At 48.0% G+C, this 24,636-nt stretch carries 26 protein-coding genes; 16 read left to right on the top strand and 10 right to left on the bottom strand.

The window, feature by feature from the left end; translation table 11 throughout:
- Nucleotides 1-115: 115 nt before the first annotated feature.
- The 10 genes from cobA to JFQ59_RS11855 are packed head-to-tail and all read right to left on the bottom strand — an operon-like array spanning nucleotide 116 to nucleotide 9,399.
- Nucleotides 116-853, bottom strand: coding sequence for a uroporphyrinogen-III C-methyltransferase (gene cobA, locus JFQ59_RS11900; RefSeq protein ID WP_202320726.1), 738 nt, complete (start codon nucleotides 851-853; stop codon nucleotides 116-118).
- Nucleotides 843-1,712, bottom strand: coding sequence for a hydroxymethylbilane synthase (gene hemC / locus JFQ59_RS11895; protein ID WP_202320725.1), 870 nt, complete (start codon nucleotides 1,710-1,712; stop codon nucleotides 843-845). Before hemC ends, cobA begins: the two co-directional genes overlap by 11 nt.
- Nucleotides 1,709-2,968: a glutamate-1-semialdehyde 2,1-aminomutase gene (hemL, locus tag JFQ59_RS11890; protein ID WP_202320724.1), complete on the bottom strand. Its 1,260-nt coding sequence runs from the start codon at nucleotides 2,966-2,968 to the stop codon at nucleotides 1,709-1,711. The genes hemC and hemL overlap by 4 nt, the downstream gene beginning before the upstream one ends.
- 52 nt (nucleotides 2,969-3,020) lie before the next feature.
- Entirely contained in the window at nucleotides 3,021-4,169 is a 1,149-nt protein-coding gene (locus JFQ59_RS11885; protein ID WP_202320723.1) for an acyl-CoA dehydrogenase family protein, read from the bottom strand.
- A gap of 4 nt (nucleotides 4,170-4,173) precedes the next feature.
- A complete protein-coding gene (locus JFQ59_RS11880; protein ID WP_202320722.1) occupies nucleotides 4,174-4,584 on the bottom strand; it encodes a Zn-ribbon domain-containing OB-fold protein in 411 nt (136 codons plus the stop codon).
- 4 nt (nucleotides 4,585-4,588) lie between these two features.
- The gene (locus JFQ59_RS11875; RefSeq protein WP_230972503.1) at nucleotides 4,589-5,776 is read right to left on the bottom strand and encodes a thiolase C-terminal domain-containing protein; all 1,188 of its coding nucleotides are present in this window, start codon (nucleotides 5,774-5,776) and stop codon (nucleotides 4,589-4,591) included.
- A gap of 12 nt (nucleotides 5,777-5,788) precedes the next feature.
- Complete coding sequence (locus JFQ59_RS11870) at nucleotides 5,789-6,274, bottom strand: ATP:cob(I)alamin adenosyltransferase (protein WP_202320721.1); 486 nt, start codon at nucleotides 6,272-6,274, stop codon at nucleotides 5,789-5,791.
- Nucleotides 6,258-7,298, bottom strand: coding sequence for a methylmalonyl Co-A mutase-associated GTPase MeaB (meaB, locus tag JFQ59_RS11865; protein ID WP_202320720.1), 1,041 nt, complete (start codon nucleotides 7,296-7,298; stop codon nucleotides 6,258-6,260). Before meaB ends, JFQ59_RS11870 begins: the two co-directional genes overlap by 17 nt.
- Nucleotides 7,288-7,710 carry a cobalamin B12-binding domain-containing protein gene (locus tag JFQ59_RS11860; RefSeq protein ID WP_202320719.1) on the bottom strand — a complete coding sequence of 141 codons (423 nt, stop codon included), beginning with the start codon at nucleotides 7,708-7,710 and terminating at the stop codon, nucleotides 7,288-7,290. The genes meaB and JFQ59_RS11860 overlap by 11 nt, the downstream gene beginning before the upstream one ends.
- Nucleotides 7,711-7,719: 9 nt before the next feature.
- Nucleotides 7,720-9,399: a methylmalonyl-CoA mutase family protein gene (locus JFQ59_RS11855; protein ID WP_230972501.1), complete on the bottom strand. Its 1,680-nt coding sequence runs from the start codon at nucleotides 9,397-9,399 to the stop codon at nucleotides 7,720-7,722.
- Between the two features lie 117 nt (nucleotides 9,400-9,516).
- On the opposite strand from JFQ59_RS11855, the gene JFQ59_RS11850 reads away from it, so the two are divergent.
- The 16 genes from JFQ59_RS11850 to JFQ59_RS11775 all read left to right on the top strand — a co-directional run.
- Complete coding sequence (locus JFQ59_RS11850) at nucleotides 9,517-11,277, top strand: acyl-CoA synthetase (RefSeq protein WP_202320758.1); 1,761 nt, start codon at nucleotides 9,517-9,519, stop codon at nucleotides 11,275-11,277.
- A 6-nt stretch (nucleotides 11,278-11,283) separates the two neighbouring features.
- Entirely contained in the window at nucleotides 11,284-12,102 is an 819-nt protein-coding gene (locus JFQ59_RS11845) for an arginase family protein (protein ID WP_202320717.1), read from the top strand.
- 85 nt (nucleotides 12,103-12,187) lie between these two features.
- Entirely contained in the window at nucleotides 12,188-12,544 is a 357-nt protein-coding gene (locus JFQ59_RS11840; RefSeq protein WP_202320716.1) for a YlbF family regulator, read from the top strand.
- 32 nt (nucleotides 12,545-12,576) lie between these two features.
- Nucleotides 12,577-13,146: a cytochrome c biogenesis CcdA family protein gene (locus JFQ59_RS11835; RefSeq protein WP_202320715.1), complete on the top strand. Its 570-nt coding sequence runs from the start codon at nucleotides 12,577-12,579 to the stop codon at nucleotides 13,144-13,146.
- A gap of 3 nt (nucleotides 13,147-13,149) precedes the next feature.
- Nucleotides 13,150-13,740, top strand: coding sequence for a tRNA (pseudouridine(54)-N(1))-methyltransferase TrmY (gene trmY, locus JFQ59_RS11830; RefSeq protein WP_202320714.1), 591 nt, complete (start codon nucleotides 13,150-13,152; stop codon nucleotides 13,738-13,740).
- A 109-nt stretch (nucleotides 13,741-13,849) separates the two neighbouring features.
- The gene (locus JFQ59_RS11825) at nucleotides 13,850-14,488 is read left to right on the top strand and encodes an archaellin/type IV pilin N-terminal domain-containing protein (RefSeq protein WP_202320713.1); all 639 of its coding nucleotides are present in this window, start codon (nucleotides 13,850-13,852) and stop codon (nucleotides 14,486-14,488) included.
- A 10-nt stretch (nucleotides 14,489-14,498) separates the two neighbouring features.
- Nucleotides 14,499-15,092 (top strand): archaellin/type IV pilin N-terminal domain-containing protein, encoded by a 594-nt coding sequence (locus JFQ59_RS11820; protein ID WP_230972499.1) that lies wholly within the window; start codon nucleotides 14,499-14,501, stop codon nucleotides 15,090-15,092.
- A gap of 39 nt (nucleotides 15,093-15,131) precedes the next feature.
- A complete protein-coding gene (locus tag JFQ59_RS11815; protein ID WP_202320712.1) occupies nucleotides 15,132-15,875 on the top strand; it encodes a hypothetical protein in 744 nt (247 codons plus the stop codon).
- 32 nt (nucleotides 15,876-15,907) lie between these two features.
- Nucleotides 15,908-16,396 carry a flagellin gene (locus tag JFQ59_RS11810; RefSeq protein WP_202320711.1) on the top strand — a complete coding sequence of 163 codons (489 nt, stop codon included), beginning with the start codon at nucleotides 15,908-15,910 and terminating at the stop codon, nucleotides 16,394-16,396.
- A gap of 5 nt (nucleotides 16,397-16,401) precedes the next feature.
- Entirely contained in the window at nucleotides 16,402-16,884 is a 483-nt protein-coding gene (locus tag JFQ59_RS11805) for a hypothetical protein (RefSeq protein ID WP_230972498.1), read from the top strand.
- 12 nt (nucleotides 16,885-16,896) lie between these two features.
- Nucleotides 16,897-17,631 carry an ATPase domain-containing protein gene (locus JFQ59_RS11800; protein ID WP_202320709.1) on the top strand — a complete coding sequence of 245 codons (735 nt, stop codon included), beginning with the start codon at nucleotides 16,897-16,899 and terminating at the stop codon, nucleotides 17,629-17,631.
- A gap of 70 nt (nucleotides 17,632-17,701) precedes the next feature.
- A complete protein-coding gene (locus JFQ59_RS11795) occupies nucleotides 17,702-19,561 on the top strand; it encodes a type II/IV secretion system ATPase subunit (protein WP_202320708.1) in 1,860 nt (619 codons plus the stop codon).
- Between the two features lie 9 nt (nucleotides 19,562-19,570).
- Complete coding sequence (flaJ, locus tag JFQ59_RS11790; protein WP_202320707.1) at nucleotides 19,571-21,205, top strand: archaellar assembly protein FlaJ; 1,635 nt, start codon at nucleotides 19,571-19,573, stop codon at nucleotides 21,203-21,205.
- Between the two features lie 12 nt (nucleotides 21,206-21,217).
- Entirely contained in the window at nucleotides 21,218-21,853 is a 636-nt protein-coding gene (locus tag JFQ59_RS11785; RefSeq protein ID WP_202320706.1) for a hypothetical protein, read from the top strand.
- A complete protein-coding gene (locus tag JFQ59_RS11780; RefSeq protein ID WP_202320705.1) occupies nucleotides 21,850-22,518 on the top strand; it encodes a hypothetical protein in 669 nt (222 codons plus the stop codon). Before JFQ59_RS11785 ends, JFQ59_RS11780 begins: the two co-directional genes overlap by 4 nt.
- A 116-nt stretch (nucleotides 22,519-22,634) precedes the next feature.
- A partial coding sequence (locus tag JFQ59_RS11775) for a methyl-accepting chemotaxis protein (protein ID WP_202320704.1) occupies nucleotides 22,635-24,636 on the top strand: 2,002 nt, incomplete at its 3' end.

Below are 24,636 nucleotides of genomic sequence, written 5' to 3'. Positions count from 1 at the left end.
TGTTTCAGAGGGGCTGTTAAAAAGCATTGTCGTGGGGCCCAGTCGATCGCATGCAGAGATGCCAGCAACGGAATTACTGACCCTTAAAATAGCAGCCTGATGGATCAGCAAAACCCTAAATTTTGACTGCCCCTCCCAGAACTCCAAAGAGCTCCACCACACCACCAATCACAATGACGGCAGGTGCTTTTATTTTTTCTTCTTTCACCTTATTGGGAAGCTTTTCAAGTGTTACGATCAAAACTCGCTGTTTATCGGATAAACCTCTCTCAATCACAGCTACAGGCGTATTCGGATCCTTTCCATGCTTGATCAGCAGTCTCGATATCTCTCCGACTCTCCCAACACCCATAAGAACGACTATTGTTGCGTTTAGCCTTGCCAGAGCCTCCCAGTTCAACCTCTCTCTGCTCTCCCGTCCGGTTATGAACACGACTGCCGGATCGTAGCGGCGGTGGGTTACCGGAATTCCGACAGACTCTGGAACGGCGACGGCAGAAGTAATTCCGGGAACGAACTCAAATGGAATACCGTTTATCGCGAGAACCTCAGCCTCCTCACCTCCCCTTCCAAAAACACATGGGTCACCTCCCTTCAGCCTCACCACGATCTTGCCCTGCTTTGCGTACTCCACGAGCATCTGGTTGATCTCTTCCTGCGTTTTTCTGTGCTTTCCACTTCTCTTCCCGACGTTGATGATCTCAGCTCTGCTCTCCCGGAGAATATCGGCAACATCTCCTATCAGTGCATCGTGAAGAATCACGTCAGCCTTTTTTATCAGCTCGTATGCCCTCAGGGTAAGCAGATCCTTCCTTCCTGGGCCAGCACCGACGATGTAAACCTTACCCGTCATAAATATCTCTTTTCAGCATCCTTCCGATTTCTGCTGCCTCCTCAACCGCTGCGGATTTTGAAAGCTCCTCCTCAACCCTCGTGTATTTTCTGTCAAGAATCTCGCAAACCAGCCTCACTCTGCTTCCCACCTCAGCGTAAACCCCAACAGGGACGGCGCAGCCAACTCCGAGCTCCTTTATTACAGCCCTTTCCACCATTGCTTCAAGCCACGTTCTATTGTCATTAAGATGTGAAACAAGCTTTTCCTCACCCTCTCTCGTTGCTATGGCGATAATCCCCTGATTTGCCGGAGGAACGACAACGTGTGGATCAAATCTCTGGTATTCCAATTCTTCATCCAGTCCGAGTCTTTTCAAACCGGCCTCTGCCACGACTATTGCATCGTAGTTCTCCTCCTTCAGCTTCCTCAGCCTTGTATCCAGATTCCCCCTGAGATTCTCGAACTTCAGGTCTCCTCTAAGTCTTTTGAGCTGTGCTCTCCTTCTGAGGCTCGAAGTACCAACGATTGCTCCCTTTTTCAGCTCCTCAAGTCTCTCTCCGTTTTTGGAAATCAGAACATCGCATGGTGAGTCGCGCCTGAGAACCGCTGCCACAACCGTCCCACTGACTCTCTGGCTGGGCACATCCTTGAAGCTGTGAACCGCCAGATCAATTTCACCCTCCGCCAGAGCCATGTCCAACGCTCTAACGAATGCCCCTACACCTTTGAACTCGTAGAGGGGTTTATCCTTCATTATGTCCCCTGACGTTCTGATCACTCTGACCTCAACCTCGTACCGGTCTTTAAGTTGCTCGACAACCTTGTTCGTCTGGGCCAGAGCCAGCTTGCTTCCTCTGGTACCAACGATCAACTTCATATGGATCTGCTCACCGCTTCAACGGTCTTTTGAACGTCCTCATCACTGTGGGCGTAGCTCACAAAGCACGTCTCATACTGGGAGGGTGGCAGAAAAACACCATTTTTCAGCATCTTCCAGAAGAACTCCATGTACCTGTCTCTGTCCAGCCGTAATGCCTCTTCGTAATTTTTCGGCCGATCGCCGAAGTAGATGCAGAACATCGAGGCTATGCTGGCAATCTCGCAGTCTTCGCCCCTGTCTTTCAGCACGTCTTCTATTCCTGCAGCCAGTTTTTCGGTCATTCTGTTAACGCTTTCAAGTACACCCTTCTTTTCCAGAATCTTGACCGTGGTGTAACCGGCGATCAGACTTAACGGGTTTCCACTGAATGTTCCGGCCTGATAAACATCCCCTGAAGGAGCGACTCTCTCCATAATTTCTTTCCTGCCTCCAAAAATTCCTATTGGCAATCCACCACCTGCAATTTTGCCCAGAGTTGTTAAATCCGGCTTAATGCCGTAGTACTGCTGCGCTCCACCCATCGAAACCCTGAAGCCCGTTATGACTTCATCGAAGATGAGGAGAACGTCATTTTCTGCTGTAATTTTTCTTATTTCTTTGAGATACCCCTTTTCCGGAAGTATCAGGGATGAGTTACCCATTACAGGCTCCAGAATCAGGGCTGCAACATCCCTGTTTTTCTCCAGAACATCAACCAGTGATTCTACATTGTTAAAGGGGACCTGCAGTGTGTTTCTGACGAACTCGGCGGGAACCCCTGCTGAATTGGGAACACCGTGGGTTGTGGCCCCACTCCCCGCCTTAACGAGAACCGCATCGTGCGCCCCGTGAAAGCTTCCATCAATTTTCACGATCTTGTCTCTACCGGTAAAACCTCTCGCAGCCCTCAGAGCCGCCATCGTAGCTTCGCTACCGGTATTCACGAATCTGAGCATCTCGATTGAGGGATAGTACTTCCGGATGAGCTTTGCATACTTTATCTCCAGTTCTACCGGCGTTCCGTACAGCCACCCGCTTTTGAGCTGGTCTATTATCCTCTCTCTTACCTCCTGATTACCGTGACCTAGAATCAGCGGGCCATAGGCCATGCAGTAGTCTATAAAGGTGTTGCCATCAACATCGTAGATTTTCGATCCCTCAGCCCTCGCAGTGTAAAACGGATGAGGTTTGAAAGCCCTCACAGGACTGCTGACCCCGCCTGGAAGGAGATTTAATGCCTCCTCATAGAGTTTTTTTGATCTGTCAAGGTTCATAAATACGCAACATTTAGTCGCTTTAAAAATCTTAATGAGAAAATAAAATGAGCTACTTTCTGACCTTTCCCATCAAACTCCTGGCTATGACTATTCTCTGTGCCTCACTCGTTCCCTCGTATATAGTCCCCACTCTGGCATCCCTGTAGTACCTCTCTATGTCGTACTCCTTGCTGTAGCCGTAGCCACCGAATATCTGCAAAGCTTCGTATGTTATTCTCACCGCAGCCTCACTTGCAAAGAGCTTCGCCGCAGAACTAAGCGGTGGAGATGGTTTTTCTTTATCTATCATCCATGCAGCTCTGTATACGAGAAGTCTTGCAGCCTCTATGTCCTTCCACATGTCTGCAAGCTTGAACTGAATTGCCTGATGCTCGATCAGAGGTTTTCCGAACGCTTTTCGCTGTTTGGCATATTCCAGTGCCCTTTCGTACGCTCCAACAGCCATTCCGAGGTGCAGAGCGGCAATCTTGACTCTGCTTTCGTTGAAAAACTCCATAAGCTGATAGAATCCTCTGTTCTCCTTTCCCAGCAGGTTTTCAGCAGGAACTCTGACGTTTTTCAGAGTTAACTCCGCCGTATCATGGCAGTTCAGCCCCATTTTCTCGATTCTCCTCGCCTCGTAACCCTCACTGCTGGTCTCGACTATGAAAGCGGATATTCCCCTGTGGGGGGGATCGGTCTCTGCGGTTTTTGCCACTACAATTGTGTGCCCGGCAACACTGCCGTTGGTTATGAAGGTCTTGGATCCGTTGATAACCCACCATCCCCCATCTCTTACAGCTCTTGTTCTCATCGCAGCCACGTCCGTCCCGCAGTCGGGTTCAGTTATTGCGATTGCAGAGGGTCTCTCACCCTTCACAACAGGAGGTACGTACCTTTCCTTCTGCTCTTCAGTACCAAATCTCAGAATCATCGGAACACCAAGTACGGCGAGGTCTATGGCTGATCCTATGCTGCTGTCAGCCCTCGTAAGCTCCTCACTGATTATTGCCTCTGCCAGACACCCCATCCCCGCTCCGCCATACTCTTCAGGTACACTTGCCCCTACATAGCCAAGCTTGGCGGCCTTCCTGAAAATGTCCAGCGGGTACTCCTTTTTCTCATCGTACTCCTGACCGTAGGGCATTATTTCCTTCTCAGCAAACTCCCTCACCGCCTGCTGGAGAATTCTGTAATCTTCATCCAGCTCAAAGTCCACGAAATCACCTCTCTATTCTGAACATTGGAACAACTCTCCTCTCCTTGTTTGGATAGAACGGCTCGGTGGCATATTCCTTACCGTAAACGGATACTCTGGCTCCTATCAGTTCCTGTCCAGCCCTCTCTACCTCATCCGCCGGCAAGTCGATTCTCCCCACAATCCATGGACCTTCATCGAGCTCCACCATGGCAACCGTGTAGGGTGCCTCATCGGTGTATCCGGATGGAGCGACGTAGGTGGTTGTGAAGGTTGCTATTCTGCCCTTGCCACTCAGCACAACCTCCTCGAGATTTCTGCTCCCGCAGTTATCGCACGTCGCTTTGGGAGGGCAGGTATAGCTGCCACAATCCCTGCACTTCTGTCCGATTAGCTTTCCTTCAAGAAGAGCGTTGAAGAAATCAACAAACCTCATGAAATCACCTCCTGTGTATACTCAGGATTATATTGACCAGAGTTCCAAAATCTCCACCCAGTGTATCGGTCATTCCGGTTTCAGCGTTCTTCACGGGGTTTTCTTTGAACTCACCTCTGAGCTGCTTCACAACCGAGTAAACCTGCGAAACTCCAGTAGCTCCTACCGGATGACCCTTTCCGATCAGTCCACCGTCAGGGTTTACCGGCAGCTCTCCGTCAATGCCCGTCACACCATCTCTAACTGCGTAGCATCCCTGCCCGTATTCAAAGAACCCCATGGCTTCGGTTGCGATTATTTCTGCTATGGTGAAGCAGTCGTGTATCTCAACGAAGTCTATATCCTTTGGAGTCATCCCGGCCTCCCTGAAGGCCATCTGTGAAGCTTTCCTTCTGGGTACAGCCTTGATTATATCTTCTTTCTGCCTGAAAAGTCCTCCGGCGGATGATTGCCCTGTTCCTCTCACATAGATCGGCGTATCAACCAGATCTTCTGCAATGTCCGCTGCGGCAATAATGGCTGCACTCCCGCCGTCAGTCATCGGGCAGCAGTCAAGGAGGGTGAGAGGGGAGCTTATCATTCTGGAGTTAAGCACGTCTTCGACCTTGAGATCACCCAGCTTTCCGAAGAACTGGGCTTTTGGGTTTATCGCACCGTATCGGTGGTTTTTCACCGAGACCATTGCCATCATCTCTCTAAGCTCCTGAAGCGGTATCTCGTAGGTTTTGGAGTACAGCCTTGCTGCCAGAGCAAAAACTCCGGGAAACGTCAGGCCGGCGGTTATCTCGTAAACCCCATCAACTGCAGTTGCCAGAGCCCTCGTGCCGATTTCAGTTCCGGCGGTATAAAGTCTCTCACTTCCACCCACAACCACTATGTCGTAGTATCCGGCGGCCACAGCCCTTACAGCCTCTCTGAAGGCAACACTCGAAGAAGCACACGCCCCCTCGTACCTTATCGCCGGAATACCCCTGAGCCCTATTTCATCGGCCATGAAACCTGAGAGGTTTCCAGATCCGTCGGTCATCTCACCAACAAAGTTTCCGTAGTACAGAGCCTGAATATCTTTGAGCTCGATGTTGGAGTCCTCAAAAGCCTCAAAAAATGCCTCTGCAAACAGATCAACAAGAGATCTGTCAGGATGCTTACCAAACTTTGTCATCCCAACTCCCAAAACCGCAACGTCCCTCAAGGTAACACCTCCTCAAATTTTCTCAAATTCTCCACCTTCTCTCAGAATCATGAGGTAAAGCAGGTAATTGAGCTTGTTAAGCCACTCAACGGTGTTAATACCTATCAGCCCCTCTCTGTACAGCCTTACGGCTATCCTTTCTGCCCTTCTAACAACTGTCCGGGCTACGCTGAGAAATGCTGTGCACTCATCTTTTTCGAGTATGACGAAGCTTTTTGGCATTTCAACAGTTTTTTCAAATTCTTCAACCTTCTTCAGGAGCCACTCGTAGTCTTCTTTGTCCAAACCCTTTTTGGCGTACTCTGCACCAACAACAAACATCCTTCTCTGTATCTCTTCCAGAAGCTCTTTCACGTCTCCGGATCTTGAAAAAACCTTGGCGAGACCGATGAATGCATTGACCTCATCGATCGTCCCGACATACCAGGCAAGATTCGAATCCTTGCTCACGACTCTGCCATCAGCCGTAACTGTCTTGCTGTCATCCTTTTTTCGCACTGCAAAGCACCTCCTCAACTATTTTGCCTGCAGCCGTGTAAGGATCGAGTTCGTTTTTCAAAAGAGAGTTTATGACGTCCCTGTAGTTTGTCCTCTCTTTGACGAGCTTTAATATATCACCCGTAACGATCTCGAACAGTTCCCTTTTGATTCTCTCCTTTCTTCTCTTCTCTATAAGGCCGGTATTTTTCATATAGTCAAAATGCTTTTCAATGGCATCTGCAAGCTCCGCTATTCCTTCTCCCTTGTCAGCCACGGTTTTTATGACAGGAGGAGTCCACCCCTTCCTCCTTTCAAAGAACTCCCCGCTTGCAACTCTGGCCTCGTCTGCATGTGTCATCTGCGAGAGCATCTGAACACTCTCCTCATCCAGAGACAGCATGTACTTGAGCCACCTTTCCACCTTTTCCGCCCCTCCGAGGTCTGCTTTATTCACAACGTAAACATCACCGATCTCAAGAATTCCGGCCTTGTTCACCTGAATTTCATCGCCGGTTTCTGGCATCATAACAACAACTGATGTATCTGCAACCTCTATAATGTCAACCTCACTCTGTCCAGCACCCACGGTTTCGACAAGAATCACATCAAAGCCGAATGCGTCGAGAAGCCTGACGACATCTCCCGTCTTTGCAGCAAGCCCTCCAGCTCTGCCTCTCGAGCTCATGCTCCTGAAGAAAACTCCGGGATCGGTCCAGAGGGGCTTTCTTGAGTCCATTCCGTCAAGTCTGAGCCTGTCCCCAAGTAGTGCTCCGCCTGTGAAGGGAGAACCGGGGTCTATGGCTATTATCCCGACCTTTTTTCCTCTTCTCCTGAACTCCTCGGTAAGCTTGCTCACGAGGGTACTCTTGCCAACACCGGGGAATCCGGTGAGCCCAACGATCTGGGCTCTGCCGGTATTTGCGAAAATCTTTTTCATTATCTCCTTTGATTCCGGATACTCGTTCTCAACGTATGTTATCGCTCTTGCCAGAGCTCTTCTGTTACCGGAGAGTATACCCTCAACAAGCTCGTCAACTCTCATTTTTCATCCTCTTCTTGGGCAATTCTGTTTTTATGAATTCAACAATCTGGGATATGGGGGTGCCGGGGATGAAAACCTCATCAACACCCATTTTCTTGAGTTCCCCAATGTCGTCCGTTGGTATCACCCCACCCACAAGAATCAGCATCTCGTCAGGATTGCCTCCGTATTCACGTATGTATCTGATAACCTTGGGCACCAGGGCGAGGTGAGCTCCGCTGTGCAGACTAATCCCGATAACATCAACGTCCTCATCCACTGCGGCCATCGCAACCTCTTGAGGGGTTCGATGCAGCCCGGTGTAGATCACCTCAAAACCCGAGTCCCTCAGAAATCTCGCCAGAACCTTCGCCCCCCTGTCGTGCCCATCAAGCCCTACCTTCGCAACCAGAACCCTGATCTTCTTTTCCATTGAATCACCTCAGATTATTATTGGCTTCTTGTAGGTGCCGTACACGTCCTTAAGCACACCCATTATTTCTCCAATTGTTGCGTATGATTTTACAGCCTCCATTATAGGGAACATCACGTTCTCATTATTCTCTGCGGCACTTCTCAGCCACTCAAGGGCCTCCCTGACTGCTTCATTGTCCCTCTCTGCCTTAACTTTCCTCAATCTTTCAATCTGCCTCCTCTGAACTTCCGGATCGACCTTCAGAATGGGAATTTTGAGCTCTTCATCAATCGTGAATTTGTTAACGCCCACGACCACTCTCTTTCCTTCCTCAATTTCTCTCTGGTATCTCGCTGCAGCATCCGAAATCTCCCTCACGAAAAATCCGTTCTCGATTCCTCTTAGCACTCCTCTTAGCATGCTGCCGTCACCCATTTTTCTTATGTCCTCGATGTACTTCCAGGCAAGCCTCTCCATCTTGTCCGTGAGCCATTCGACATAGTAGCTGCCCGCAAGCGGATCAACAACGTTTGGAATGCCGCTTTCGTAAGCGATTATCTGCTGAGTTCTCAAAGCCACCCTCACCGCCTCCTCGCTCGGTAAAGCCCAGGCCTCATCAAAGCTGTTCGTATGAAGGGATTGTGTGCCACCAAGAACCGCAGCCATGGCCTGTATTGTTGTCCTTACAACGTTGTTCAGTGGTTGTTGAGCTGTAAGCGAACATCCAGCGGTTTGGGTGTGGAACTTCAGCCACCATGATCTCGGATTCTTCGCTCCGTATTCGTCCCTCATTATCTTCGCCCACATTCTTCTTGCCGCCCTGAACTTTGCGATCTCCTCGAAAAAGTCATTGTGCGAGTTGAAAAAGAAGCTGAGCTGTGGGGCAAGGCGATCCACATCAATTCCCCTCTCCATTGCTGCCTCAACGTAGGCCATTCCGTCTGCAATCGTGAATGCGAGCTCCTGTACCGCTGTTGACCCAGCTTCCCTTATATGGTATCCCGAAATGCTTATTAGGTTGAATTTGGGGACGTTCTCGATACCCCATTCAAAAATATCCACAATTATCTTTATTGAAGGTTCGGGTGGTAACACCAGTGTGTTCTGGGCATGAAACTCCTTGAGCATGTCGTTCTGAATCGTACCTCTTATTTTCTCCTTTGGCACTCCCTGCTTCTCTGCAATGGCAACGTACATGGCCAGAATAATTCCTGCAGGTGGGTTGATTGTGAAAGATGTCGAAACCTGATCCAGAGGGATACCATCAAACAGAATTTCGAAGTCCTTGAGGGTATCAATCGCAACGCCAACCTTGCCCACCTCGCCATCTGCAAGCGGGTCATCACTGTCAACACCCATCAGTGTTGGAAAATCGAAGGCTGTACTCAGACCTGTTTCGCCCTCCTCAAGAAGCATCTTCCATCTTCTGTTCGTATCTTCAGCAGTTCCAAAGCCTGAGAACTGTCTCATCGTCCAGAACCTTCCCCTGTACATGTTTGGATACACTCCGCGGGTGTAGGGAAACTCTCCGGGATAGGCAATGTCCCTGATAAAATCTATATGCTCAATGTCCGCAGGATCGTAGACAGTTTTTACCTCAATTCCAGACAGAGTTTCGAACTTCTCTTCCCTCTGTCCGGCCTTCTGGAGCCATGGTTTAAGGCATTTTTCCTCCCACTCCTTCCTCTTTTCATCGATCGTCGTCATTGATAGTTGGTTCATTCTAAAGACTTAAAACTTTTCCATTAATCCATTTCATTTCAAAATTCTTAAATACCACGCAAAACAATAGTGATTAAACGTTGTGTACAGGTTGGTGTCGTTATGGGGCTGGAAAATATATATAGGGAATTTATAGAGAACACAAAATTGCCAGACGATGAGACGAAGGAAAATGCGATGAAACAATTTTTTGATAAGCTGAATACCATGCAGCTTCCAGAGTACTTTAACTGGGCTGAGGAGGTGTTTGAGGGAATACATGTAAAGGAAAGAGGAGATCAGAAGGCGCTGATATGGTCCAACATTGAAACTGGAGAGAAGAAGGAGTTTACCTACAGCCAGTTTGCGGCTGAGGGGAATAAAATCGTTAACTTCCTGAGAGGACATGGGGTGAATAAGGGAGACAGCTTCTACATGATGATTCCGCTGTTTCCGGAAATCTGGTTTGCCACCTACGCAACGGTAAAGGGCGGATTTATCGGCGTTCCAACCGCAACTACGATGACTGTTAGAGATCTTGAGTACAGATTTAAGGTTTATCCACCTGTTGCAGTGATGGCAGATGAAAAGTCTGCACAGTCAATTGACGAGGCTTTGAACAACGTTGGAGTTGAGCCAAAGGTAAAGATCGTTATCGGCGACAGGGATGGATGGGAGAGTTACGACTCACTGAGCAGGGAGTCGTCCGATGCTGAGGCTGCGAAAACGAAATATGATGATGTGATTTTCAGCTTCTTCACTTCCGGTACAACCGGATTGCCGAAGAGAGTTGCTCACACGGCCACGTCCTATCCGGTTGGACACCTCATTACAGCCAGCATAATCAACGTTCAGCCGGGAGATGTGCATCACAACTTGAGTGCTCCCGGATGGGCAAAGTATGCGTGGAGTTCGTTCTTCCCTCCGCTGACCGTTGGCGCAACGGCAACAGGATTCTACTACACGAGACTTGATGGAGATCTGTACCTGCAGGCCGTCTCAGAGTTCAGGGTCAACACCCTGTGCGCACCACCGACAGCCTGGAGGCTTTTCATGTTTGCCGACATCGGAAAATACGATTATTCAGCTTTGAGAGATGTTGTAAGTGCCGGGGAACCGCTCAATCCAGAGCTCTACGACCAGTGGATGAAGTACACCGAAACCGAGATCAGAGACTTCTACGGGCAGACCGAAAGCACTGCGATGATAGGGAACCCGCCGTGGTATAAGGGTGGAAAGGTAATTCCCGGGTCTTTTGGCAGGCCGACGTTTATGTATGACATAACCCTTGTCGATGACGAGGGGAATGAGATAACAAAGCCGAATGAGGTTGGACACATCGTCGTTAAGCTTGACAGGTGGAGGCCCATCGGGCTGTTCAAGGAGTACATGGGCGATCCTGAGAAGACGGCAAAGGTCTTTGTTGGCAAGTACTACTACACAGGAGATAAAGCATTCTTCGATGAGAAAGGATACTGGTGGTTCGTTGGAAGGGCTGATGATGTTATCAAGACCTCTGACTACCGTGTTGGACCATTCGAGGTTGAAAGCGCTTTGATTGAGCACCCTGCTGTAGCAGAGGCTGCTGTCGTCGGAAGCCCGCATCCGATAAGGTATCAGCTTGTCAAGGCCTTTGTAATACTGGCACCGGGCTATGAGCCATCAAGAGACCTGGCACTGGAGCTGTTCCAGCACTGCAAGAAGATTCTGGCAAGATACAAGATACCCAGAATTATAGAGTTTGTTCCGGAGCTTCCAAAGACAATCAGCGGTAAAATCAGGAGAATTGAGCTGAGACAGATCGAAGAGGAAAAGAGGAAGAAGGAGGAGAGAGGCGAGCACGAGTACTTCTATGAGGACTTCCCCGAGCTGAAGTCTTCTTAAATTTTTATGCTAACGGGTGTTTTTTATCACCCCTCTTTTAGCAGAAGAAGCTATCTGACTGCTGGAACCAGACTTAAGGATTTTCCGGGGGCTTTTGAAGAGATCAGGCATCCAAACTTCAGGCTTTTTGAATCACCACGGGTTGATGAGAAACTGGTTCTGAAGGTTCACACGGATGGGCATGTCAGAGAAGTGGAGAACGACCCTCTTTGCTCCACTGCCTGGCATTCGGCGGGCGGTGTTGTAAAGGCTGCGGAGATGGTCTATACTGGAAGGTTGAGGAACGCCTTCTGCTACATAGGTGCCGGGGGACATCATGCCGGAAGGGATTACTTTTGGGGATACTGCTGCTTCAACGATGTAATTCTGGCCATACAGAACCTTTACGATGGATTTGGAGAGGTGAAAGTTGCGGTTATCGATACCGACGCTCACCATGGTGATGGTACAAGGCAGCTACTGGAAACTATGGGTCTCAACGTCCTGCATTTCTGCATCTGCAGCAGTGATTGCCGTTCAGACGATGGGCTGAAGATCGATATGAGCTATTTCTCCCGTACTTACCACGAGGCGGTGGATGTATTTTGCGATATGGCTGCTACATTTGAACCTGAGCTGATATTCTGGTACTTCGGCCATGATACGCATGTCGGTGAGTATGGAGATGTGGGTCTGACCGTGGAGGATTACCGGAAAACGGCGGTTAAGCTGAAAAAACTCGCTGAACTCTGCAATGATAAACTCGTAGTTGTCCTTGGAGGTGGCAGTGTACCGGACATTGCCAGAGAATCAACGATTGCGATTATCAGAATTTTACTGGAGTAGCCAGTTTTTCGATTTTTTTCCTGAATATGCAAAACATTAATATAGTCCTGAAAAAGAGTGCTGGAAATTAAAAAAGGTGATTTGAATGTTGGATGAAGGTGTGAAAACCAAGGCAATTGAGCTGGCTGAAAGCATAAGAGAGCTTGGAGAGTATAAGGAGTTTGTTGAAATGGAGCAGCTTCTAAAGGAGGATGAAGTTGCTCAGGAGCTGCTTGTTGAGTTTCAGCAGAAACAGCAGGATTTTGTAACAAAGCAGCTTTCGGGTGAGTATGATCAGGATCTGCTGGGTGAGTTGACAGAGTTGCAGTCAAAGCTTAATGCGAGAGAAAGCGTTGTCAGATTTATAGAGTCTTATAACAGGTTACTCGCTGTCATCGGGGAAGTTGTGGATCTGATAAGTGAGAAAATCGAGCTTGACATTGGAGAAGTTTACAGGCGCTGAAGTTTTAAATTCCAGCCTCCTTTTCTATTTTTATGTTTGAACTTGTAATGGCCTTCGCCTTGGGCGTGGTGTCTGTATTCTCACCGTGCGTACTTCCCATAATCCCGCTTATTTTTGCAGGATCGAGGGGAAAACCGCTCAATGCAGCTCTTATAGTTATTGGTTTAACTCTGAGCATGGTACTGGCAGGAATGGTATTCTCTGCTGTTTCTGGCTTGAGAGTTGTGGCCTATGTTTTCATGCTTCTGTTTGCCGTTTCTCTGTTGAGCGAGGATGTTGAACTGAAATTATCGTCTCTTGTTTCAAGGCTAACATCGAAATTTTCGAAAAATCTCTCTACTGTTCCATCCTTTCTTTTTGGATTTCTACTCGCATTTGTATGGCTTCCCTGCATACTTCCGTTTGCCGGTATTGCGCTATCTCAGGCTCTGATTTCGGGAAACCCGTACGTAATGCTCTCATATGGCCTCGGCATGTCTCTCACAATTTCGATCATTTTCAAGGCAGGAGAAAGATTTGTCGTCTCGAATTTCAGAACGGTGAAGAGGGTTGCTGGCATCTTGGTTCTGCTCTACCTTGCATATTTCATTCTGGTGGGGTGAAGTATGAAAAGGGCGTTTCTCGTCGTCGGAAACAGGGCGTGGACAAAACCCTTCAGCCTGAACGACATTCCCGGGGCTGGAAGAATGGATGTACTCTGCAGATGCGTTTCTCAGTCCCTGTTCATCTCTCACGGCATAAGGAGGAATGTAAACGTGTTTTTGCTGCTTCTAGGTGAGCCGGATCCACCAAAAGTCGTGAGGATTGATGGTGGGAGTGTTAAAAGAATGTCACCGGATGAGAGAAACGTGGCGGGGCATCTGAGGAAGGCCCTTGGCGTTGAATGCGGTGAGGAATGGGTTAAGGTGCATTCAGGTGTGTACGTGGCAAGGAAAAGTCCTGCTGAGTTGCTCCGTGAACTTTCAGGAGATTATTCGGTGTACTACCTGAGAGAGGATGGGGAGGATATACGGGAAGTGGTTCCGTCACTGAAAAACCCCCTTTTTGTTCTGGGGGACCACACCGGACTTCATGAAGACATCGAAAGGATTGTTATGGAGATGTCAGCTAAAACTGTGAAAGTTTCGCCCCTCTCTTTGATGGCGGAGCAGTGCATAACCATTGTCCACTACGAGCTTGACAGGTTGCATTTTTGAAATTTCATAAAGGAAATTTCAACTTAGAAAAAAGAAATTTCAACATATAGAAAAACGTTTAAATATTGTCTATCTATCAGGAAATTTTGAGGAAGTGTGGGGTGATGGCATGAGGAGAGGAGTTTTGAAAATAAGAAGTGACGAAAAGGGTTTCACCGGACTTGAAGCAGCGATCGTGCTGATAGCGTTCGTTGTGGTAGCAGCGGTGTTCAGCTACGTCATGCTGGGAGCCGGTTTCTACACCACACAGAAGTCAAAGAAGGTCGTTGACACCGGAGTAAAACAGGCTTCAAGCAGTCTTACACTGGACGGGCAGTACATCTATCTGGACTGTACCAGTGCAAAAGGGGGAAGCACCGGGTCTAATGGACAGGTGGGTGAGGTTTACTTCTACGTAACGCAGACGGCTGGTGGATCTCCGGTTGACCTCAACAAGACGTCAATAGCAATAACCACAAGCAGCGGATACAAGCAGATATTTTACAATGAAACTGCATGCACACCCGGTTCGGGTGGCGCAAACTGTCCGTGGTGGTATGTCAATACAATTGGTGATGGTGACAACGTTGTTGAGCCGAATGAAAAGTACAAGATAGTGATAAACGTTACCCTGACGGACTGGAGCAACGATATTGGCACCCTCAATCCGAATGACCAGGTTACGATTGAAGTCCGCCCGCCCATCGGTGCACCGCTGGCGATAACCAAGACTCTGCCACCAAGCTTCACAAACTTAACCTATATCTGAGGTGATGCGCATGGTGTGGAAGAGATTTGGTAAGGACATGAAGGGTTTCACGGGCCTTGAGGCGGCAATCGTGCTGATAGCCTTCGTCACAGTTGCGGCGGTGTTCAGCTACGTGCTGCTTGGGGCAGGATTCTTCGCAACCCAGAAGGGTCAGGAGACTGTGCATACTGGAGTCAAGCAGGCCACGAGCAGCATGGAGCTTGTGGGCAGTGTTGTTGCAACAGGCAACACCACACAGAACAAGCTTACGAGCGTCACGTTCACACTGCAGCTTGCTGCCGGTGGACAGCCAATCGATCTGAACAAAACTGTTATAACGGTTCTCGTGCCGGCAGATGGAAGCTATCAGGAGTTCAAGTACAGCACTACCACTGCAGATTCCAGCCACTACAAGGTGACCTGGATCTACAGCCTGCAGGGAAGCAATCCTGACAACTACCTTGAGGAGTTTGAGAAGGCAGAAGTTAAGGTTGATCTCAGCAGCTTCAATATCAACCCCAATGATGACTTTGTGGTTGAAGTTAAACCACCCATAGGTGCAAGCTATCCGATCGAGCTCAAGGCTCCACCGAGCATCGACAGTGTGATGGTGCTGATCAGGTAGTTTCGAATTTTTTTAATTTTATTTTTTAGAGGTGATCCCATGGAGGTCGATCAGGCAGCGATTGATGAGATTCTTGCAAGTGCGGAAGCCGACACACCAGAGAGCAGAATAGACAAGCTGGAAAAGGAACTCGACGTTCTTAAGGGATCTGTAAAGAAGTTACTGCTTGATTTGAGAGAGACACTGAACAACATCGAAAACCCGTTTCAGAATCTCCAGAACCTTGCAGAAGGTGCGTTACCCACAATGCACCAGCCACCTGTACAGCAGGTTCAGGTCATTCCTGCTCAAATTCCCGAGCCCCCTCATGAGGAGAAGGCAGAACAGGAGGAGAATGAGGGGGTTGAAGGAGTTGTGGAAGAGGAGGATTTTGATAAAAGTGTGGAGGTGATGCCCGAAGAAGAGGGTGATATTGTGGCAGAACAGGTATATAGCGTTAAAGAAAAGGCACAGCCTCTGGGGGAGAAAGCAGTTGCGAAAAGGGAGATGGTATTCACAAAATATGACATTGTTACACTGTTCAATCTCATGCAGTGGGTTAAGGGGATGCTTGAGAAGTACACTGTGGATTCGCTGCGACTGATGCTCGAGATCTTCGAGTCTGCAGGATATATCTCTGAAGAATCAAGGGATTTTGTGACGAAGGTTGCGGAGCTCATAGCACTGAACGATGGATTCGAGGACATTATCCTGGAACTTTACAGACTTCACAAGCTGATGAATCCCGAAGATACAAGCATGGATTCAAAGCTGCTGAGCCTGATACTGGATAAGAGGCTGTGAGGCCGTGAGAGCGGCTGCGCTGAGGTATAACAATGGCAAGGGAGGTGATATCCACATCGATTCTGATGATAGCAACAGTAATAGCGGTTACCGCTGCCGTTATGGTTATTTTGCCCGCTGTTAAGGATTTAGCTCACTCCTACACATCCGTCTCCGGGAATCTCAACGAGAGAGTTGAGACGGACATGGATATAATTTTCGTTAAGGTTACCAACACATCAACGACCGTAAACGTTTACTTCTGGGTGAAAAATACCGGCAACACGAAGCTTGACACAGACCTGATTCGGATGAGCGACATATTCTTAACCTCGAATTCGGCTTACCTGCACTTTACACCATCGGATCCCGGAGTATCGTTTGCAATAGAGAACGGTGATGGAGACAACTACTGGGAAAAGGGTGAGACCCTGAGGTTTTCCATTGAAAACATAAATGCAAGCCAGATGCCACAGGACGAGTACCTTCTGACCTTCGTTCTTTACAACGGGGTTAAAGCCACCGATTACTTCTCGTGGTGATGCAGATGGGCTTTGACACGGTCGTTGCGGCCATAATGGCCACAGCAATAATCGTGGCAGTGGCGTACACTTTCCTTGCCGGATCCACAACCATTGCTGAGTATTCAATTGAGAGTTACAAGGAGGCGGTACAGATGGCAGTCAAGAAGCTCAGAAGTGATATGAGCATCCTCAACGTAACCTACGACAGTTCAACAGGAACCGTTACAGCGTACTTCAAGAACACGGGAGAGGTGAAATATCCGAACTTCCTGGAATTTGATGCAATACTCTACGGTAAAACCGATACTGGCGAGATGGTGGCGTTTTACCTCAATTCTACCAGCTATACTGTGGTCAAGGAGCTGATCAATCCGGGCATATTTGATCCACATGAGATCGCCAGGATGGAATCCACCCTCACGCAGCCGCTTGCAAACGGCAGTTACGTCCTGCTGATCTGCACACCAAATGCCGTTTGTGACAGTTTTGATTTTGCAGTTCCATAAGGAGGTGATTGGATGGTTGAAAGTCTGATGGAACTGGAGGAGGAAAAGAAAAAGAGCATTCTTTCAAGTGGAAACACGGAGATAGATAAGAGACTTGGTGGGGGAATTCCCCTCGGTTCGCTGACACTTATTGAGGGTGAGAACGATACAGGCAAGAGCGTTCTCTGCCAGCAGTTCGTTTATGGAGGGCTGGTAAACGGGCATAACATCGCATATTACACCACGGAAAACACGATAAAGAGCTTTCTGAGACAGATGGAGTCTCTCAGTCTTGACGTTTCGGATTTCTACGCCTGGGGATATCTCAGAGTTTTTCCCGTTCATCTTGAGGGTATGGACTGGAGCACCGAGCAGATGAGGAGTATACTGAATCTTGTTGCGAATCACATCAGAAGCATCAGGGAAAATATCGCCATTATCGACTCTCTGACGATGTTCACAACCTACTCTACCGAGGATGACGTTCTGGAGTTTCTGACCAAGCTCAAAAATCTATGCGACAACGGAAAGACCATCCTGATTACACTGCACCAGCATGCGTTCAAGGAAGACACCCTTGTCAGGATAAGGTCAGCATGCGACTGTCACCTCTTTCTCAGAAAGGAGCAGGTGGGGGATAGATACGTGAGCGTGCTCGAAGTTTCCAAGATAAGAGGGGCAAGAAAGACTACAGGCAATATTGTCAGCTTTGAGGTCCATCCGGGATTCGGGCTTAAGATAATACCTGTCTCGGAGGCGAGAGCGTAGTAAAGTATATCAAAGGTGAGCCGGTAAGTAAGTTAATAGTAGTAATTGTAATTATGAGGAGGGGGAGAATATGGCCGTCGATAAGCTGGAGTTCAGCTTTAAGCCGAAGGGGATGAAACAGGGAGTTGTGGCCAACTTTCCCTTCAAACCAAGGGCACTGGAGGAAGAACATGACCATTCCAACATTGCAACCTGTGGTATCTACAAACTGCTTCCCGACAGGATGAAAAAGGAAGTCGAGAAGAATCTCCATCTTCTTGAGTACCTCCATATTCTCCCCCTCGACAAAATCGGAATACCAAAATTTGCCCCGAAGCTTGACAGGAAGAAACATGGCGATCTGGACAGACCGAATCTGATCTACCCGGCGGATGAGCAGATATACATCCACGTCTACCCGGACAAGAACGATATGAGGAACTTCTACATCCCCATCGAGCCAACACTATTGACTGGAGTTGACGAGCTGATGAAGGAAGTCGAGATAAGGCTCGTTGACTACATTACGGACATTGACTTTGATCCGGAGGACAATGAGGAGAAGATAAGGATTCTTAAAGAGGCTTTGAAAGAGGTCTGTGAGATCACTGATGGCAGCGAATCTTTCATGGAGGACAGCAGGGGCGAACTGAGGCTACTGCCCAGGCTAAAACTGGGATTCTTCAGGAACAGTAAAAATGGATTCAGAGACAAGATAAAGGTAACAGCGCAGCAGTACAAGGCGCTGGAGTATGCCTTGATCAGGGACAAGGTTGGACTGGGTGTCCTTGAGCCCTATATTAGAGACAAGTACATCGAGGACATTTCCTGCAGCGGTTTGGGTCCGATTTTTGTTGAGCACAAGATATTCAAGGGGTTGAAGAGCGTTATAGAGTTCAGGGATGAGGAAACTCTCAACAAGTTCATAATAAGGCTGGCGGAGAGAATAGGAAAGCCCGTGACTTACAAGGATCCAATAGTTGATGCCACCCTGCCGGACGGAAGCAGAATTAACATCGTCTTTGGAAACGACATAAGCAAGAACGGTAGCAACTTCACAATCAGAAAGTTCAACGAAACACCGTTCAGCGTTCTGCAACTGATAGAGTTTGGTTCTCTGGACTACATGATCGCCGGCTATCTCTGGCTGCTGATCAGCGAAGGCATGAGCGGGTTCATCTGTGGTGAGACAGCAAGTGGTAAAACCACACTTCTCAATGCGATTACGGCATTCATCAGGCCGGAGGCGAAGGTGGTTTCTATTGAGGACACACCTGAACTGCAGGTTCCGCACAGGAACTGGACGAGAGAAGTTACAAGGGGTTCCACAAGAGCTGGCGGGATTGGTGAGGGGGGAGGGAGTGATGTTACAATGTTCGATCTGCTGAAGGCTGCATTGAGACAGAGGCCGAACTACATCCTGGTTGGTGAGATCAGAGGTGTTGAGGGCAACATTGCGTTTCAGGCCATGCAGACGGGCCACCCTGTGATGTCTACATTCCATGCAGCAACCGTTGAGAAGCTAATTCAGAGATTGACAACCGAACCGATAAGTGTGCCAAAGACATTCATAGACAACCTGAACTTCGTTGTCATTCAGAGTGCAGTGAGGAGACCCGACGGTAAGCTCGTCAGGAGAGTTCTCAGTGTTAGCGAAATCGTCGGTTATAACCCGCAAAAGGGAGGAGTATCATTCATCGAGGTTTTTCAGTGGGATCCTGTTACAGATACGCATGTATTCACTGGATTCGGGAGCTCATATCTTTTGGAGCAGAAGATCGCAACGAGACTTGGTATCCCACCAAACAAGAAGAGGTTAATCTACGAGGAGGTTGAAAAAAGGGCCAGAATACTCAAAAAGCTCCATGAACAGGGGGTCACGGATTTCTATGAGTTATTCAAGTCGATATCGAAGATATACAAGAGTGGGTTGCTGAGCATTAAGGTTTAGGTGATTGAGATGGAGTTCAAAACTGCAAGGGCACCGAAGATCTCCGTTGGTTTCGGAAAGCTTGGTAGAATTTCTGACGCATTAAAAAGCAGGGGAAAAGAGCTGTTAATGGACAATGACCTTCTTTTTACTCTTACCTACATGGCCTCGCTGTCAACAGCGAATCTCAGCAGAGACAAGATATTTGAGATGGTTTCCGAGAAGGAAGAGTACGCCCCCAGCGAGTATTTCAGAAAGGTCAAGGACCTGACTCAGAAATGGCATTACGACTATGCCACAGCCTGTGAGCTGGTTGCAGAGAAGATCAGGCATGAGAGACTGAAAAAGCTGTTCAACAGGCTTTCAAATGCAATAGCAGCAGGAGAACCGGATGATGAGTTTCTCGAAAGGGAGTGGAAAACATTCAAAACAGTAAGAAAGGATGAATACGAGCGAAACCTTGAAAGTCTGAGAAAGTGGAGTGACGCTTACACATCCCTTCTTGTCTCGGCATCGCTGATATCTGTTGTGGTTTTGCTCTCCGTCGTCATCTACAGTGTCGGGGATCCATCTGCAACACTGATCACTTCTGCATTCGGAAACTTCGTGATAGCCCTGTTTGGAGTTTTCATGCTCTTCAAAGCCGTTCCCAAGGACAGAAAGGTTCATGACATGAAAATCAAATCAAAAGAGCAGGTGGCAATCTCCCGATTAGCTCCTGTACTGCTTCCAATCGCTGTAATGATGGTTGCTTTCATTTCAATCCTGCCAACAGTGTTTAATCTCAAAACGGGAATTCTGAATCTCGGATTGCTGCCCGGAGGTGATTACAGAGGACTGGGATTCATTCTAGCGGGGATTTTAATCCTGCCGATTGGCTATCTGGCGAGGGTTGACGATGTGAAGATCAGCAAAAGGGATGAGGCTTTCACAGCATTCATCCGAAGTCTGGGTGCGATAAAAGCTGGTGCCGGGGTTTCCGTGGCCGAGGCGTTGAGCAGAATAGATCAGAAGAATCTCGGCGAGCTTAAAGAACTCGTGTTGCAGCTTTACAGGAGGCTTTCAATGGGTCTGGATCCAAGAATTTCCTGGGAGAGGTTCGTCGGTGAAAGCGGGAGTTACCTGATCTCCAAGCTGACGGCAATATTTGTGGATGCTACCGATCTGGGTGGTGATGCTGACGTTGTTGGAGAGATAGTATCATCATCAAACCTGGAGATGGTTCTGCTGAGGTTGAAGAGGGATCTAATATCCTCGGGATTCGTGAATCTAATAATTCCGCTCCATCTCGCTATGGTTTCCCTTATCCTGTTCATAACTCAGATACTTGCCATATTCTCGGACTACATCTCAAATCTTTTCACAACCCAGCTTGGAGGTGTGGATACAGGGGAGGTGTTCAACAAAATACCCGGTGGATTGCAGGGATTGAACATAGGGATATTCTCGGGAATACCCGTCGATCTTCTCAACCAGTACTCGCTTATGATAATTGTTTCCCTGACCATCGCCAACACCCTTTCCGCAAACATCGTTAAGGGTGGAGGAAAATACCTTTACCTTTACTATGCAGCAATTTTCCTGATTTTATCCGGAATTTTAATGCTTGTTGTTCCGCCAGTTGTCAAATGGGCGTTTAGTTTGCCCTCTTTTGTGGAGACGTGAGGAGGTGAGGATATGATTGAGCTGGTGATCGGTATTGTTTTTGCAGCAATCGTTCTGGCACTGCCGTATCTCAACGATAGGGTGGGAGGTGACATGCTGAAGAGATTGAAAGTGCCGAAGATAGCGAGAAAGAAGGAGATTGAGGAGAAAATAAAGGAGGTTGATAGAGAACTCGAAGAGGTTGTTGGTGCGGGCGTGAGCAAGAGGGAGGGTCAGGCTGAGGAAAAGGTTGTTCCGCTGGACGATGCCGTTAAAACGGTGCAGATCGATGACAATCTTCTCGAGGAGATGGAGACTGCAAGCACGATAAAGCCAGTGGAAAATAGCGAAGAAAAGCTTCCAGATGTACCCGACCTTCCAGATCTGAATTCGGACCTGGATATGGATTTTGAGGATATTGGTGAGGAGGTGAAACTCGAAGACACCGATGAAGATGATGATTTCGAGCAGGAGGAGGTTGATGAGGTTGAGTTTGATGAGGAAGATGATCTTATCTCGAGCATTGCAAAGGAAGTTGAGGTCAAGGAAGAGGAGGAAATCGATCTTCTGAGGGACCTTAAGGGACAGAAGTTCTCGGCCGAGGAGCTTGAAAGGGAACTTCAGGAGACAATACAGAGGTTTAAGGCTCTAGCAGGTGGGAGAGGATGAGTGATGAAGAGCTAAGGCGGATCAACGAACTTCTTTTTAATGCGTTTACGTTCTCGAGCAACGTCTGGATGTTCAGAAACCGGGAAAAGATGATAAAGTATTTCTGTGATCTTGTAATTGAAAGTGACGAATGCACCGGCGTCATCGTCACGGATGAAAGCGGAGAACATTACAGGATGAACGAAAACGTGCTGAAATGCAGGTATCTGAATTACACCCCCAAGGTTTTCAGCGTCGTGAATGCCGAGCACTGCGAATGTGAGGATGTGGATCATAAACTTCTTCTATCCATTCCAGTCTCGAACAAAGCTGCTGCTTACATCTTCCTAAAGGATGCAAATGAGGAAACAATTCAAATTCTGAAGGATATGGTTACAGTTCTTTCAAGGGCTATTGAGAATCTTGAAATTACGGTCGAGATGGACGTAATGCTTTCGAGACTTAAAGCCAACCTGGAACACTTCCAGTATCTTTCGGATCGTCTGAGAAATCCCTTGTCCATCATACTTGGTGTATCCGAACTCAAAGATGAAATCGACACCGATAAGGCATTTGAAATGGTAAAGAAGAGTGCAGAGAAAATTAAGATTGTACTGGACAGCCTATCGGAAGCTGAACTGAAATCGAAAGAAATGTTTGAAAAATTATACTACGATAATATTTAATTTTGTGTTAAGTATATATTATCCTGTCATTTCACTTTTGCAGTTTCTCATCAGAAATTTTACTTTATAGAGAAAATTTTATTTTTTATTTTCGACCATCAACTAATGGTGGTGGTATGAATGAGGAGCTGAATCAGCTTTTATCTACTCTGGGGAATGAAGAGGTGGTTCAAAGATTGAGGATGCTCATGGAAAACACGGCAAAGAGGGGGGATTGCAGGGAGGAGAAGAGTGAGATAGAGAGGTTGAAGGCACTGCTGGCGGAAAAAGAAAGAGAGCTTGAGAGAACAAGGAAATTTATAAGCGAGCTGATAAGGCAGATTCCCAGACCGGCGTTTGTACTGTTTCTGAACAGGGATGGCGTCATAGAATACATTAACGAGTACGCTGCTGAGATCTATGGGGGAGACGTTTCCGATCTGATAGGAAGGAGGCCCTCTGAGGTTGCCAGAAATCTTGCTGCGGGAGGGAAAACCTTTGTAGAGCTGGCGTTTGAAAATAAAATGAAAATTGAAGGAAAAGAGGGGTTTCTGGAGGTCAAGACGGGCAAATCGATGCCGATACTTACATCCTGCGCACCGATCTATGTTGATGGAGAGTTCGCAGGAATGGTCGACTTCTTTATCGATATAACCGAGCAGAAGAGGAAGGAAGAGGAGGCGAAGAGGGCGTATGAGCTTGTAAAGGAGGTTTTCAAGAATCTGCCAACCTATGTGATCTTCGTTGGAGAGGATGGACTGATTAAATTCGGCAACAACAACGCCGCAAAACTTGCAGGGCTGGAGAGCGCTGACGAGATAGTCGGGTTGAGGCCAACAGACATTGCAGTAATACACGAGGATTACATGGAAAATGCCAGAAAGCTTGTGGATGCGATAAAGAACAGGAAACGGATCGAGAACGTTGAACTCAGGCTAGTGGCGAAGGATGGCAGAGATTTTGTTGCGTCAACGTCAGTCTATCCTGTTTACGTTGGAGATGATTTTGCTGGCTACATTGAGGTGTTTTACGACATAAGCGAACTTAAAGAGAAAGAAAAGGCGTTGAAGAATACGGTGTCGGAGATCGAGGCAATAATGGCGGGAATGCCGGACGCCTTCTACGTCATCGATAACGAGAGGAGGATCGTGGCATGGAGCAAGCAGGCTGAAAAGCTCACGGGATATACTGAGGAGTTTGCTCTTGGAAAGAGAGCGAAGGAGCTTTTCAAGCTTGAAGAGGAATGTCAGGTCTGCAGAGCCACAGTTGAGGCAATGGAAGCAGGGGAGGCTGTACTTGATGTGGAGGCCACGATCAGAACTGCAAATGGCAAAAAACCGGTTCTCGTCAGCGTTTCACCCAGGTGGATAGATGGAAAACTCGACGGTGCGGTGGTTTTCCTGAAGGATGTCAGCGAAGTGAAGAGGAAGGAGAAGGAGCTTCAGGAGATTATCAACAGGCTTCCGGTTGGGACATTCGTAATCGATGCCAGCCACAGAGTGAGGTACTGGAACAGAGCCTGTGAGGAATTGAGCGGGGTGAAGGCTGAGGAGGTAATAGGGACAAACAAGCAGTGGTATCCGTTCTACGATGAAGAAAGACCTGTACTTGCGGATCTCGTTCTCGACAATCCGGACAATGCCCACGGACTATACGATACGGTTGAGAAGTCGGATGTCATTGATGGTGCCTACGTTGTGACGACATGGGTGAAGTTCAGGAACGGAAGAAATGCCTACGTCAGGGCGACAGCAGCACCGCTGCGCGATGAAAACGGAGAGGTTCTGGGAGTGGTTGAAACAATAGAAGACCTCACGGAAATCAAGGAGAAGGAGAAAGAAATAGAAGAAATGCTTGCATATACCAGCAAGTGTCTCAACATACTGAGTAGCGGTATTAAAGAGTTGCAGGGCGGCAATTTGAGCGTCAGGCTTGAGAAGTTAAGGGATGATGAGTTTGGAGAAACCTTCGACATTTTCAACGAGTTTGCTGAGAGACTGAACGAGATAGTTAGAAGACTGGCGGAGGATATGAAAGAAACCGCAGAGCAGGTCAGAGAAGCGAATGAGGCCGTAAATCAGATGAATGCCGGCATGCAGCAGATTTCATCAGCTTCACAGCAGATCGCCACGGGAAGTG

The organism is Archaeoglobus neptunius, assembly GCF_016757965.1.
Taxonomy (GTDB): domain Archaea; phylum Halobacteriota; class Archaeoglobi; order Archaeoglobales; family Archaeoglobaceae; genus Archaeoglobus; species Archaeoglobus neptunius.
Note: the sequence above shows the minus strand (reverse complement) of the source record. Positions and strands in the feature narration are given on the sequence as shown.

Coding starts and splice junctions, on each gene's coding strand:
- JFQ59_RS11850 (WP_202320758.1), top strand. CDS start 9,517: ATGGGGCTGGAAAATATATATAGGGAATTTATAGAGAACACAAAATTG.
- JFQ59_RS11860 (WP_202320719.1), bottom strand. CDS start 7,710: ATGGAAAAGAAGATCAGGGTTCTGGTTGCGAAGGTAGGGCTTGATGGG.
- hemC (WP_202320725.1), bottom strand. CDS start 1,712: ATGAAGTTGATCGTTGGTACCAGAGGAAGCAAGCTGGCTCTGGCCCAG.
- JFQ59_RS11855 (WP_230972501.1), bottom strand. CDS start 9,399: ATGACGACGATCGATGAAAAGAGGAAGGAGTGGGAGGAAAAATGCCTT.
- JFQ59_RS11800 (WP_202320709.1), top strand. CDS start 16,897: ATGGTTGAAAGTCTGATGGAACTGGAGGAGGAAAAGAAAAAGAGCATT.
- JFQ59_RS11810 (WP_202320711.1), top strand. CDS start 15,908: ATGGCAAGGGAGGTGATATCCACATCGATTCTGATGATAGCAACAGTA.
- hemL (WP_202320724.1), bottom strand. CDS start 2,968: ATGAACCTTGACAGATCAAAAAAACTCTATGAGGAGGCATTAAATCTC.
- JFQ59_RS11805 (WP_230972498.1), top strand. CDS start 16,402: ATGGGCTTTGACACGGTCGTTGCGGCCATAATGGCCACAGCAATAATC.
- JFQ59_RS11880 (WP_202320722.1), bottom strand. CDS start 4,584: ATGAGGTTTGTTGATTTCTTCAACGCTCTTCTTGAAGGAAAGCTAATC.
- cobA (WP_202320726.1), bottom strand. CDS start 853: ATGACGGGTAAGGTTTACATCGTCGGTGCTGGCCCAGGAAGGAAGGAT.
- JFQ59_RS11840 (WP_202320716.1), top strand. CDS start 12,188: ATGTTGGATGAAGGTGTGAAAACCAAGGCAATTGAGCTGGCTGAAAGC.
- JFQ59_RS11825 (WP_202320713.1), top strand. CDS start 13,850: ATGAGGAGAGGAGTTTTGAAAATAAGAAGTGACGAAAAGGGTTTCACC.
- JFQ59_RS11795 (WP_202320708.1), top strand. CDS start 17,702: ATGGCCGTCGATAAGCTGGAGTTCAGCTTTAAGCCGAAGGGGATGAAA.
- JFQ59_RS11845 (WP_202320717.1), top strand. CDS start 11,284: ATGCTAACGGGTGTTTTTTATCACCCCTCTTTTAGCAGAAGAAGCTAT.
- JFQ59_RS11820 (WP_230972499.1), top strand. CDS start 14,499: ATGGTGTGGAAGAGATTTGGTAAGGACATGAAGGGTTTCACGGGCCTT.
- JFQ59_RS11785 (WP_202320706.1), top strand. CDS start 21,218: ATGATTGAGCTGGTGATCGGTATTGTTTTTGCAGCAATCGTTCTGGCA.
- trmY (WP_202320714.1), top strand. CDS start 13,150: ATGAAAAGGGCGTTTCTCGTCGTCGGAAACAGGGCGTGGACAAAACCC.
- JFQ59_RS11835 (WP_202320715.1), top strand. CDS start 12,577: ATGTTTGAACTTGTAATGGCCTTCGCCTTGGGCGTGGTGTCTGTATTC.
- meaB (WP_202320720.1), bottom strand. CDS start 7,298: ATGAGAGTTGACGAGCTTGTTGAGGGTATACTCTCCGGTAACAGAAGA.
- flaJ (WP_202320707.1), top strand. CDS start 19,571: ATGGAGTTCAAAACTGCAAGGGCACCGAAGATCTCCGTTGGTTTCGGA.
- JFQ59_RS11780 (WP_202320705.1), top strand. CDS start 21,850: ATGAGTGATGAAGAGCTAAGGCGGATCAACGAACTTCTTTTTAATGCG.
- JFQ59_RS11815 (WP_202320712.1), top strand. CDS start 15,132: ATGGAGGTCGATCAGGCAGCGATTGATGAGATTCTTGCAAGTGCGGAA.